Below are 12,990 nucleotides of genomic sequence, written 5' to 3'. Positions count from 1 at the left end.
ACTAACCTGGGCCCACATTAGGGAATAAAACCGAATTACCGAAGTCATTGCCACGCATCGGCGTCGACACAAGCCGCGAGGGAGCCGGTTCAAACCTCTTTTTGAAAGACTCGATGATTTGTGGATACACTAAGCCGCCGGTCGCATCCAGCCACTGCTGCCTGACGCTATCCGCGCATCCGCCAGGCCCGCACCATAACGGCTGATCCGCCGACATGCTGTTTCCAAACGATGTGCATACTTTTGCTTTTTCAATATCCTCTCGCATTGATTGGTTGCTCGCACCGGCAACCGCCGCGCTAGTGGCCCTATAAAGGGTGGCTAGATCACCCATCATTTCTCCATTTTCTTGAAGATAATCGGCGTAATTTCCTGCCCCCTCGTTGATCCCCGCTGCTGGTGGCACTCCTATTGTAGGTCGCATCGTTTCTATTAACCCAGGTCGCACCCCCTGCAACCCGCTCGGATCAATCTTGTTAATCGGACTCGCCCCCGCATACTCATAAACATTACTCCCCCCATTCTGCCCAATCGGATCGCGCTGGAGCCATCTGCCGATCCATGGGGCATAGGCGCGGGTGCGGGAGAGGAACAGGTTGCTGTTCTTCTCATACAGCAGTCCCGCGAACTGCTGCAGCGGCTCGGCAGTGCCGTCTTTGCCGTCGACGCCGCCATAAGGCGTGTAGTTGAAGGAGCTATCGCGCGCGGCGGTCGTCAATCCCGCCGCCATCTTCATCACGTCGCGGATGTTGCCGGTCTGGTCGCGTTCATAAAAGTACCGGCCGCCGTTGGCGCGATATTCGCCCTCGGGATAGACCATGCGCTGCATGCCGCCCGATGCGTCGCGCTCGACGCATATCTCTTCCGCCGCGCCCTGGAACGGCGGCGAGGTCGTCTGGGCGCACCATTGCAGGTTCCGCGTCGTGACGACGCCGCCGATGGTGGATTTGATCTGCGTGCGGCGACCAAGACCGTCATATTGCATCTCAACCTTGTCGGCGGGCGCGGCGGGGAAGTCGACCTCGATCAGGCGGTTCTCGGCGTCGTACTTGAAGCTGCGGTAGTTCGTGTGGGTGACGAGGTTGCCGTAGGGGTCGTAGATCAGCGCGTTGCCGTTCGCCACCGTCATCTGGTTCGACGTGTTGTAGGTCGAGTTAAAGCTATACAGCCCGCCGCTCGGATAGTGCGTGCTGGTGAAGCTCGTCGCGTTGCCCGGCGCGTCCAGGGTAAACGAATAGCTGCGGTCGGCGGCGACCGCCGAGGTCAGCCGGTCGCGCGCGTCATAGCCCATCGTCCACACCCGCTGTCCCCACGCCCCGCCGGGGCCTCCAGCGGAGTCGGTGATCGTCGCCGGAACGTACGGATTGGCGGGCGACGATCCCCAATTGAGGGTGAAGTCCCGCGCGCCGGGCGCGCTGTTGTCGTAGGGCGGGTTGTTGATCGTCAGCAGCCGCGAGTCGTTCGCCGCCGTGTCGTAGCTCATCATCGTGCGCGTATTCAGCGGGTCGATCTCCGTCAGCGCCTGATTGCGAAACGCGCGCATTGTCACCTGATTGCTCGCGCCGTTGAAGTCGTAATAGAACAGGTTGCCGTCGGGAATGATGTGCCTGTTAATGCGGCCATAGGTGTCGCGCACCCAGCTTTCCTGCGGCAGCACGCTCGCCGTGCCGATACCGATCTGGCGCGAGGCGAGCCGTCCCTTCTGGTCATAGGTGTAGGTGATTTTATCCGCGTCGCCGCTTACCGTCGGCGGATTTTCGGTCGCGAGTTGTAAGGCGCCGACGGTGCCTACGGTTTTGTATGTATAGTTGGTCGTTCCGCTGGCATCGGCCATTGAAGTCATTTGTCCGGGGAACCATGGATCGTAGGTGAAGGTCGCGGTTGTCGTCGCCAGAACCACGGGATCGGACGGATTTGCCGGGTTGGTATAGTCGCGGATATGGACGCTATTATCGACGTTATATTTAATGTTCCGCCAGCGCTGGTTCGAGCCGTCGAGATCGACAATGGTGCGCATCCGCCCGCCATCATCGTAGTAGTAATTCGTCTGGTTGCCATTGGGATAGACGACGGCGTTGGCGCGTCCCTGGCCGTCGATGCCGTAGATTGTAGGATGGTCGTTCTCGTCGTAGTAGCCTTGTAGCGCGCCGTTCGGGTAATAGGTGAAGCCCCGCCGCGTTCCCGAAGCATTGAAGCTCAGCCACAGCTGCCGGTTCGCCGTGTAAACATCGGTGCTAACCCGGCCAAGCCGGTCGCGGTGCGATGTCAGGTCGAGGTTGGTATAGGTGTTCGTCTCATAGGTCGTGCCCGCCGTGCCGGGGGCGTAATCCACCCGCGTTACCCGGTCGAGATTGTCGTAGCCGAAACGCTTCACCAGACCCATCCGGTCGGTCACGTCATACGGACGATCGGCGGAGTCGTAGGTAATGGCGGTGTCCCTTAGGGCGCTGCTGTTGCTCGCCCCCGTCGGCGCGCCGTTAATATCGGTTCCATAATCGATGGTATTCCAGTTTACGCTCGGCACAGGCATGGTCGTCCGCAGGAGCTTGCCGGACGGATGATATTCATTATACGTCGTATCGTTGTAGGGATTGGCGGCATAGATCAATTGGCCGTCGCCATTGTATTTGAATTTATAAGTTTGCCCCGCCGCGTCGGTATAGCGGATCGGTTTGTGGATCGATGTGGGCTGTTCTGTCGGATCGGTATAGACGTAGGAAGCAATCGTCGCCCATGTCCCCGGCGTTCCGCTGCCGGTTTTCTGTTCCACCGTCAAAAGATCGACGCCGGAGGCATCATAGGTCATGCGTGTAGTTCGGCCTTCATTGTTGTTGCCTGAAACCTTGTAGGGATCGACGGTCAAGGTGGGCTTGCCGAGGCTGTTATATTGACTTTGGTAAACCTGATTCTGCGGCGCTTGCCCGTAAAGCGGATCGGTGATCACGCGGCCCGTCGCCCTCGGCACAGACAGGGTTCCTGGGGTGCTAGGATCGTTCTGGCCGGGATAATTATACCAAATGCGGGATTCGTACAGCGGCTTGACGCTTTCCGGAATCCCCACGGGATTGCCCGCACCGTCCTTGAGCCAATGGGTAACATTCGCCTGCGTGTAATCGCTGCCATAGCCATTCGCATACATCCATTTGTTCCAGACAAAGGTGTTGCGCTTGTCGAGATCGGCGTTATTGATGCCGTTAGGCATGCCTGTCGGCACGGAGGTCGAGACACTGCACGACGCATCGCTCGTGTTTTTGTCGCACGCCGCTATGCCGCTGGCGCTGCTGCCCCGGTATTCCACTTTTTCCGTATTGCCCACGGCATCGGAGAGTGTGAGCCAACGACGATCCGTCGCCGTATCTTGCCCAAAGACGAAATTGCTATCGCCATAGGGTGTCGTTAGCTTTTTGATGAAAGTAGGGTCGGTGGTGTCATAGGTGAAAGACGATTGAATGCCGATCACATCCGTGATTGACGAAAGCCGTCCGCTGCCATCATAAGCTAAATCGGCGTGACGCCCGAACGGGTCATTAATCCGCGTCACGCGCAAGACATTAGATGCGTCACCGTAGACGAAGTTTGTTGCACGGAAATTAGCATCAGAAACTGATTGCAGTTGCGGACATCCCGGCGTGCAATTGATCGCGCCGAAAGTTCCTTGAAGATAATTGTAGCCAAAATGCAGGCCCTGGCCTGAGGCATCAACGATATCCGTCAGGAATGCGCGGCGCGGATAATTGAAGCTTCCATCCGGGTAGGAGAATATTTGCTTGGCCCCATCGGGAAAGGAAAGCTCATAGGAAGCACTGGCGCTGAACCCTGTCGCGGGAGTCCGTTTCAAGATCGCCCCGGTTTGCTTCTCCGGCCCGAATGCACCCGTGGTGGTATTGAACTGCCCTGCCTCAAAAGTGTAGTCGACGATACCGCCGCCCGCCACGTTGCGCGTGACGCTCTGGCCCGGGCTGGCCGGATCATCCTGAATGTAAGAAATGACATTCAGAGTCCAGTTTGGCCCAACATGCGAGGAAGTGCTGCTGGGCGCGACACTGTCACGATGATTATATGTAAGCCGGATATAGGCTGGTGGCCCTTTGGGCGGCTGATACCCAATCGGCGTATCGTTCAAATTCAAGCTGGCCGACAGCAATTGCGCGTTGGGCACACACATGCCATGAGTTCCACATAGATCGTCTGTCGGGGTTGACGCCGAATCCTCACCACCATTCGCTTTCGGATCGTAGGGCTTTCCGGCAATGGCGTAGTTCAGAAGCTGCGGCGAAGTTAGGTAAAAACCCCGTGAAGAACCCGAAAGCGTGCCTTGCCCTACGACGGTTCCGCTGTCATTGATGCCGTTTATCGACGTGATAGACCAGCCTGCGGGAATGCCCGACAGAGTGGGAATCGTAACCACGACGCCATTCTGCCAGACGCTCGGGTAATATTGTCCGGCACCCGTGTTGTAGAAGCCGCCCGTAACTTGTCCTTTGTTGTTGATCCTCACAGGTGTGCTTCCCTGTATGGCTCCGAGATCGGTCAGGGTGCCGCTCTGCACAAGGAAAGCGTGCGACGAACCGCCTGAACTATATGTCCCGACGATCTGACCGACATTGTTGATCATGGCGGGCGTGCTGGTGCCGCTCGGCAGCGTGCTTGACGATCCGCCCTGCCACTTGACCCCCGCAGTTCCTATCGTTCCCACGATCTGCCCAGCATCGTTGATGCCATAGGCGGCTGAATTTCCATAGTAGTTCGGTGTAAGGTCTGTAACGCTGCCCTGCCACGAGAACGCATGCGTGAAAGGATGTGGACTATTGTTCGCATCGTTGACCGTCACCGGCATCGTGCCGACGACTTGGCCATAATTGTTGACGCCGTAAGCGACGCTGGTCACCCCGTTGTTGTTGCCGGCGTATAGATCGGACAAATGTCCGCCCTGTGAAATGAACGCCGAATTGGAAACCGGCCCAACATTGAATGAATTGCCGACAACGTGACCGGCATTGCTAATTGCATAGGAAGTGACCGCCCCCGAAGGCTGGTTTACTTCAAGGCTACTAAATGTTCCCGTGTTGGCATCATAGATCGAAGGCAGACCCTGGCCCACAATGAGATTTTGATTATTGATGGCATTGGGCATCAAAACATTGGTAGGCAAGCTATAGATTGTCGCAGAGCCTATCGCTTGGGAAATCGAAACGATGTTGTCATTTGAAGCGTTGGGTTCGCCGCTTTCGCAAGCGACGACTGCCGCGAGGCTTACTCCCACCGAGATCCCGGGGCGCAGTGTCCGCCAGAGGCTGTTCCTCGAGAGCGGCGGTCGCGTTGCCCCTGCCTCATTGGTGAGTTCGCCGTTCGCTTCGTGAAATTTCTTCGCAGGTGCCACCATCGCCGTTCTCCCCTTCGCGAAAATTTACTCTAACTTCATCGCCAATGCGCCGCAACTATGTAGCGCAAATAAAAATGCAGTTCTATCCCCCTTTCGGGTGACAACAGGAACATTCTATTATGCCGCGAGCCATAACGAGAGCAACGGCGTGTGTTTTATTGGCCGCGTTCAATTTCTGGCAGGATCGTTTGATGTGAGTCTTAACTGTATCCTCGGCAATCGAGAGAAGCATTGCAATTTCGGTGGTCGTCTTGCCACGCGCCGTTAAGGTCATGACTTCGATTTCACGCGGCGCAAGCTTTTTATTGGGTATGTTATTACCGGAAATCATTTGACCCCGCCTTTATCTGCCTGTCCGAATTCCGCCTCGTCCAAAACTTCCAGCGCGCGTTGCAGACGAATTTCTTCGTTGATCTCGATGATGTCGTGCTTAATCTTCGCAAGGCTCTCGATAGTGACGAGTAAATCGAAAGCCATGTCATGGCCGTAACGAGCGACGAGCTTTTTATATGTCATGGGGCGTTCATGAAAATTCGCCATCATCATTTTTCCGATAGGAACTTGATGAGTTTTTCCAGCCGCGCTTCCAACGCGAGGTGGTCCGCTTTTTCGATTTCTGAATCCAGCCAGGATTGGCAAACGGTAGTGTCGAGTTCTTGTGCGCGTTGCAGAATAGCTTGGCGCAATTGCTTTATTTTTGCGTCCTGCGCGGTCGCCTCATGCTCCAAATCATCCAGGGCATCGCGGAAATGTTCGGCGGTTCGATTGCCCATCGGCTGAGAAAGCTGCATCTCGTCAACCGGGCTGAAAGGTTTTTCGGCTTTCCGGCTCATGCGACTGCCATTGCCTGTGGCTCATAACCATGCATCATCGCCGCCCAGCGCTGCTCAAGCGGCGTTTCGGCCTCGGCCCGCAAGCCGACAAGCCTTTCCCAATTTTCGATGATGGCGGTAATGGCCGGTTCGCCCTGGCGCATGACATAAGCGTTAAATGAATTGGTCATCTGAAATTCCCCTTGAAAATCGCTTTAAATGGCTTAATCGAGCTAATTTCAACCATTAGGCATTACCAATATTTGGGAACATAAATGCAAAGCCGACTGGGAATCAAGAAGAATATACTTATGGTATCAGTAAATTTTACATGAAACTAATGTTTCTGAATTGACAGGGCATGTTTTTACAAATATTAATATGTTATTGCCAATTTTAGTTATCTCGATTGTTATCTATTTTTAACTAAACCATATGCTAGTGCTAACTTTATGATTACCGGGCGTCAAATTCGCGCAGCGCGCAGCTTACTGGAATGGAAAGCGGAAGACTTGGCTAGGGAGGCCGGGCTTACCCGCGTGACCGTGAGCAAAATCGAGGCCGATACGGTACAACCGCATGAGAAGACCATCGCCAGCATAACCAATGCTTTCGACCGGCACGGCGTCGAATTCCTGGATGACGAGGGCGTTCGGATGCGGAGAAACCAAGTCAGGGTTTTTTCGGGCAAAGCCGGATACCGACAATTCCTCGATCATATATACGAAACGCTGAAAGACGGTGGACGCATTCGCCAGTTTAATTCCAGCGACGGCAAGACCCTTTCCTATGCGCAAGATTATGCGACCGAGCATATGGAAAGAATGAGCAAGCTTCCGAATCTTGACGCCCGCGTTCTTATCCTGGATGGCGACTATAATTTCTCCGCCAGCTATTGCGAATATCGCTGGCTGGATAAGACGACGAAAATCCTCATTCCCTATTACGTCTATAATGACTATATCGCCCAGGCGGTGCATCGCAGCGATCATAATGTCGAAGTCGTTTCGATACACTCCAAGCCCTTGGCCGAAAGATATGTCGAGCAATTTGAATCATTCTGGGAAAATGCTTCGATCCCCGACGACAAGGGGAAAATATAATCATGTCTTCCGTTGCGCTCGATAATATGCCCGGTCTGCTGCCGGGAAACGCCAAAGCCAGCATCGTGCGCATGAACGGTACGGACGTCGTTCATCATATGGCGCTTGATGAGATTCTTTATAGAATCGTCGAAAGTGAAGCCGTGACGCATGGAGCGTCCGCTGATAACGCCAAATTCGGCAAAGTTATCGAGGCCATCAAGAAAAATAAAATTCAGGCTTATTTCGCCATCGTGGAGTGGGAAAATTGCAGCCCCAAACTCGCCGGTGGCTCAATCGAGTTTCCGACCGTTCTCACGGAACGCAATGGCCGGGATTTCCGCCATTATCCTGCTATCTATGGCGAAGATACCTATGTGTCGCCGGAACTATCCCAGGAATTCCGTAATCGCACAAAAAGCGCGGAATACCCGAATGGCATTGGACTTGGCTCGCATTTTATCTACGAGAAAATCCGGCGATCCGTCAGCCGCGAACAAGGCTATTCGCCCTATGGCCTCGTCTCGCGCGGCCGCGTCGGCGAATATGCGGGCGGCAATGCGGCCATGACCGGCATCTTCAAGAAACTCGGTGCGACGATGGGAGCGCCGGACGATAGCGCCGTTCTGGAATTTATCGGCGATGCGCCCATTGAAACGGGCCGCTCACGAGTTGCAATCCAGCTCGCGGACTTCGCCGCGAAACCCGGCAAAGACTCCAGCTTGCCAAATGTGTTCCTGGCGAATTGGCAAAGTGAGGACGGCAATCAGAAAATCGCCGCCAGTTTTACGGAAGCCATTTCGACCTTCCTGGGCGAGCCGATTGTCCGCGCTCAAATCACCAGCAACGGCAATCTGCCGAAAGGCGACAAACTCAAGGACGTGGTCGCGGCACTTATCTCGACGGGCCGCGATGAAGTCTCGCGCAGGAAATGGATTCCTGACACTACGCAACCCCTTATGCGCATTCATGCGCTAAATGAACCGGAAATTGTTTCCGCTCTTAAAGAACTAGGTGCCTCACCACGCGCCCTTGGCCCTAACGCCATGCTGCCGCTTATTACCGATTTTTCCAATGTTCCAAACGAAGCTGTTGGCCTCCAGCTTTCCACTGCCCGGCCTTTGTCGCTAATCCGGCCCCGGCTGGCGCTTTGATTGTTTAAGAATCTTCGTTCCTCTCGGTCATAATCTGGCCTTACCTGTTGCAGCCTCTTACATAGAATTCCAAAGATCGCCGTCAGCGATTGTTATGCCCAGAGTGGGGCCAAAACTTCGGCCTGCTGCAACACCAGTTGCACCGCTGCATCCTGTAAATCTGGCGGATAGCCATATTTCTTGAGAATCTTTTTGACTTCGATGCGCAACTTGGCGCGGGCGCTATCGCGGTGCATCCAGTCAACAGACACATTATTGCGAACGGAGACAACCAGTTCAGTAGCAATCACTCGTAATTTCTCATCGCCCAACAACTGCAATGCGCTTTCATTTTCAGCCAGAGCATCATAAAAAGCGATTTCCTCTTCGCTAAGTCCTTGTTCTTCTCCTCGTTCGCGGTCAGCTTTAATATCCTTTGCGATGGCAATCAGCTCCTCCAAAAGCTGCGCGGCAGTTATAGCGTTGTTATGATAGCGCCGGACGGCGGCTTCCAGTCGTTCGCTGAATTTCTTAGATTGCACCACGTTCGATTTGATGCGGGATTTTATTTCTCCATTGATGAGTTTCTGTAAGGCTTCCAATGCAAGGTTACGCTTCTTCATGCCTTGAATTTCTGCCAGAAATTCATCTGAGAGGATGGATATATCCGGGGTTCTAATGCCTGCCGCCGCCAGAATATCGACAATCTCCGTTGACACCACGGCACGACTGACCATTTGTTGGACGGCCACATCGATTTCCGCCTGTGTGCTACCTTTGCCCGGCTCATTTTTTGCCAGGGCTGCACGAATAGCCTGGAAGAAACCGACTTCATCACGAATTTTCCCCGCTTCTGGCGAGGTTGCGGCCAGCGCATAGGCGCGCGATAAGCCAACAACGGCGTCTGAGAATTTGCGGCGCACCTCTTTCCTGGCTTGTTCGGTCTGTTCTTTTGCAGCTTCACGTTGCTGCAAATCGAGAATCCACTCCAGAGCCTCGGCCATCAGCACTAAGCGTTCAGCCGGTGTGCCGTGCAGCGCGCGCATATAATCGAATCCATAAAACATATCCCGGACGATTTCATAGCGGCGCATCATCTCTGCGACGGCTTGCTGCTCGTCAATGCCGACTTCTTCGCGGTCGCCGGGGGAATAAATAGAGAGAGCTTGTTTCAGATTATGGGCAATCCCGATATAATCAACGATCAAGCCGCCTGGCTTGTCGCGGAATACGCGATTTACACGGGCAATGGCCTGCATCAAGCCATGACCATGCATCGGCTTATCGACATACATCGTGTGCATGCAGGGCGCATCAAAGCCCGTAAGCCACATATCACGAACGATAACAAGTTTTAGCGGGTCTTTAGCGTCGCGCGCCCGCTTTGCCAGGAAATCACGGCGCGCCTTGCTGCCCGTATGTTTCAACCATTCAGGCGGATCGTTGGCGATATTGCCCGTCATCACAATCTTGATAGCGCCTTGCGCGTCATCGTCTGAATGCCATGCGGGCCGTAATTTAATAATCTCGTTATAGAGCGCCACGCAAATACGGCGACTCATGCATACGGTCATGCCTTTGCCGTCTAAGGCGCTGATACGGTTCTCAAAATGCTGAACAATATCGGCGGCTACTTGAGCCAAGCGTGTTTCGGCTCCCACAGGGCTTCAACGCGCGACCATTTGCTTTTCTTACGCTCGCGCTCGCTGGATTCTTCGTCTTCGGTCAGTTCTTCGACCTCAGCATCAAGATTTTTGACTTCCTCTTCGTCAAGCTGGAGTTTGGCTAGGCGGCTTTCGTAATAGATTGGCACCGTCGCGCCGTCTTCGACCGCGCGTTGAATATCATAGACATCAATATAATCGCCGAATACGGCGGGCGTATTGACATCTGCTTTCTCAATAGGCGTTCCTGTAAAGCCAATGAAGGACGCATTCGGCAGCGCATCGCGCAGGTGTTTCGCAAAACCATAAGCTAATTCGCCCGACTTTTTATCCAACTTGGCCTTGAAGCCATATTGGCTGCGGTGCGCTTCATCGGCGATGACGATGACATTCTTGCGGTCAGTCAACAGCGGGAAAGTTTTTTCACTATCAGCGGGCAGAAATTTTTGAATGGTCGTAAAGATAACGCCGCCAGATGATACCGCCAGAAGCTTCCGCAATTCATCGCGATCTCCCGCTTGCGCGGGCGTCTGGCGGATAAGATCACGAGATAGGCTGAAAGTGTTAAAAAAGCTGGTCGTCCAGATCATTCCGGTCGGTCAGCACAACCAGAGTCGGATTGGCCATCGCAGGATTGGCAATCACGCTGCCCGCATAAAATGCCATCAACAGGCTTTTGCCCGATCCTTGCGTATGCCAGATGACGCCGACTTTGCGATTTCCTTCACTGGCCGTTGCGTCGATGGTGCTGGCAACGGCGAGCTTTACGGCGTGGAACTGGTGATATCCTGCTACGATTTTGAAAATATCTTTGCCGTTGCTTTGAAACACGGTGAACCGGCGCAATAACTCCAGAAAACGCCCTTGCTCAAAAACGCCGTGAATCATTGTGTGTAATTCGGGCGTTCCTTTGGCCGCGACACCGGCCCCATCCACCGTGCGCCATGGCATGAAACGCTCATAATCTGCGGTCAGGCTGCCGATGCGGGCTTTCAGTCCGTCGGAAATAATCAGTATGCCGTTCGTGCGAAACAGAGAAGGGATCAATTGCTTGTAAGCTTGCGTCTGGCGGAACGCGCCTTCGATTGTCGCGTTTTCGTCTCCCGCGTTCTTCAATTCAATAACGGCAAGGGGCAAACCGTTGATAAACATCACCACGTCGGGGCGGCGATTGTTGCGTTCTTCGATGACCGTGAATTGATTGACGGCCAGCCAATCGTTCTTTTTGTTTTCCCAGTCGATCAGCCACGCGATGTCGTTTTTGATCGTGCCGTCGGCCTGCATGTATTGCACAGCCACGCCATCGACCATCAGTTTATGCAAGCGCCGGTTTTCTTCGACCAAAGACGGCATTTCGACTGCGATAATCTTACGCACCACGTCGTCAATCGCATCGGCGGGGAGTTGCGGGTTGATCGCGGCCAAGGCTGTCCTCAACCGCCCCAACAACAGCACGTCGCCATAACTGGCCCGCTCCGGGGCTTTGCCTTCCGGTGCCAAATCCGGCCCATGCGCGAGTGTCCAGCCAAGCCCAGAGAGCCAATCGAAAGTTGCTTCTTCAACATGCGCTTCGCGGAATCCGTCATAATTCGGTTCCGGCTGGGTGTATTGAATGTCAGCGACCATCGATTTTCTCTTTGGACTGCGATGCCGTTGCCTGTTTGGCCTCGGTTAAGCGCATTTTAGAACCAACAAGGGCACAAGCCTCAACATGTCGAAATTTTCTGATTTTTTCGACATGTTGGAACGATGTGTCGATCAAAACAACATATCACCTAAGCACTTCATAAACATGCAGAAAATAACCATGTCATTCTGCCAAAAGGTTAAAGAATGCCGGATTAATATAATATTTCTCGCGTCCAGCCTTTACGGACTCCAAAATACCCAAAGCCTCTAATTTGGAGAGATAAGTGGAGGCGGTCTGCCTTTGGGCAATCCCTGCCTCCTCCAAAAAGCGAATTTTACAGTAGGGTTGGCGGAAAATCACCTCAATAAGGTCTTTGGAATAGATTTTGGGAGCCTGGGCTTTGACCGCCTCCGCCGTCTTGTCCATTAAAGAATGAATGCGAAGAATCCGATCTCTGGTCATCTGCGCCGTCACTTCAATCGCATCGAGAATATAGAGAATCCACGATTCCCAATTTTGCCCCTCGGTTACGCCGCGCAGTCCCAGATAATAATCCGTTTTGTGTTCGATGATGTAGCGGGATAGATACAAAACCGGAATCTCCAGCAACCCGCACTCGATCAAATATAAAAGATTGAGAATGCGCCCCGTGCGCCCATTGCCGTCGGTGAAGGGATGAATAGCCTCGAATTGATAGTGCATGACGGCCATTTTGATCAAAGGATCAAGCCCGTCTTCGGCGTAAAGAAATTTTTCGAGATTGGAGAGCTTGTCACGCAAAAGATTTTCGCCTTCGGGCGGCGTGTAGATAATCTCGCCTGCCGGGTTCGATAATTTCGTGCCCGGCAAACGCCGGATGCCGTCAGAGGATTGCTTGATAATGCGGAACGTATCTTCAAAAAGGCGCGTGGAGAGCGGGCGCTTTTCCAGTTTGATCGCGTTATAGCCTTTCCAGAGCGCGTCCTTGTAAAACAGAACCTCTTTGGCTGCGGGGCTGGAATGCACGCCCTCATCCGCGAAAGCGCGGTAAAGATCGTCATTGGTCGTGACGATATTCTCGATTTCACTGGACAGCTTGGCTTCCTGCAACCCAATCGCCTGAACCAGAAGCGCCTGATTGGGAATCAACTTTCCCGCGTCGAACAGCTTGGCAAGCGCGATATTCGCCGTGATCGCCTTTTTGAGAATAGGCTTTGTTTCCAGGTCGATCTGCGCCGGTGGCAAAAGCGGAAGATCGTTGTAGGGTGTGTTGCGGTCAAAGGTCATGTGAGTAGCTCTTTCCGAGG

At 53.8% G+C, this 12,990-nt stretch carries 8 protein-coding genes and 1 pseudogene; 2 read left to right on the top strand and 7 right to left on the bottom strand.

Annotated elements, in window-relative coordinates; genetic code table 11:
- Position 1 precedes the first annotated feature (1 nt).
- The 5 genes from WDO70_00330 to WDO70_00310 all read right to left on the bottom strand — a co-directional run bounded on the left by WDO70_00330 (position 2) and on the right by WDO70_00310 (position 6,386).
- Entirely contained in the window at positions 2-4,921 is a 4,920-nt protein-coding gene (locus WDO70_00330; GenBank protein ID MEJ0061671.1) for an RHS repeat-associated core domain-containing protein, read from the bottom strand.
- Positions 4,922-5,465: 544 nt separating this feature from the next.
- Positions 5,466-5,714: a helix-turn-helix transcriptional regulator gene (locus WDO70_00325; protein ID MEJ0061670.1), complete on the bottom strand. Its 249-nt coding sequence runs from the start codon at positions 5,712-5,714 to the stop codon at positions 5,466-5,468.
- Positions 5,711-5,899 carry a hypothetical protein gene (locus WDO70_00320; GenBank protein MEJ0061669.1) on the bottom strand — a complete coding sequence of 63 codons (189 nt, stop codon included), beginning with the start codon at positions 5,897-5,899 and terminating at the stop codon, positions 5,711-5,713. Before WDO70_00320 ends, WDO70_00325 begins: the two co-directional genes overlap by 4 nt.
- Before the next feature lie 26 nt (positions 5,900-5,925).
- Positions 5,926-6,216 carry a hypothetical protein gene (locus WDO70_00315; protein ID MEJ0061668.1) on the bottom strand — a complete coding sequence of 97 codons (291 nt, stop codon included), beginning with the start codon at positions 6,214-6,216 and terminating at the stop codon, positions 5,926-5,928.
- Positions 6,213-6,386 (bottom strand): hypothetical protein, encoded by a 174-nt coding sequence (locus WDO70_00310; protein ID MEJ0061667.1) that lies wholly within the window; start codon positions 6,384-6,386, stop codon positions 6,213-6,215. Before WDO70_00310 ends, WDO70_00315 begins: the two co-directional genes overlap by 4 nt.
- 261 nt (positions 6,387-6,647) lie before the next feature.
- Here WDO70_00310 and WDO70_00305 point away from each other — a divergent pair, with 261 nt between their 5' ends.
- Positions 6,648-7,298, top strand: a complete 651-nt coding sequence (locus WDO70_00305) for a helix-turn-helix transcriptional regulator (protein ID MEJ0061666.1) — start codon at positions 6,648-6,650, stop codon at positions 7,296-7,298.
- 2 nt (positions 7,299-7,300) lie between these two features.
- Positions 7,301-8,431, top strand: coding sequence for a hypothetical protein (locus tag WDO70_00300; protein ID MEJ0061665.1), 1,131 nt, complete (start codon positions 7,301-7,303; stop codon positions 8,429-8,431).
- A gap of 92 nt (positions 8,432-8,523) precedes the next feature.
- Here WDO70_00300 and WDO70_00295 read toward each other — a convergent pair.
- A pseudogene (locus WDO70_00295) lies at positions 8,524-11,700 on the bottom strand (type I restriction endonuclease subunit R).
- Positions 11,701-11,884: 184 nt separating this feature from the next.
- Positions 11,885-12,970: a Fic/DOC family N-terminal domain-containing protein gene (locus WDO70_00290; GenBank protein MEJ0061664.1), complete on the bottom strand. Its 1,086-nt coding sequence runs from the start codon at positions 12,968-12,970 to the stop codon at positions 11,885-11,887.
- Positions 12,971-12,990 lie beyond the last annotated feature (20 nt).

This window comes from Alphaproteobacteria bacterium (assembly GCA_037200005.1).
Taxonomy (GTDB): domain Bacteria; phylum Pseudomonadota; class Alphaproteobacteria; order UBA9219; family RFNS01; genus JBBCGY01.
The sequence above is the reverse complement of the archived record's forward strand: the minus strand, read 5'-3'. Positions and strand labels throughout refer to the sequence as shown.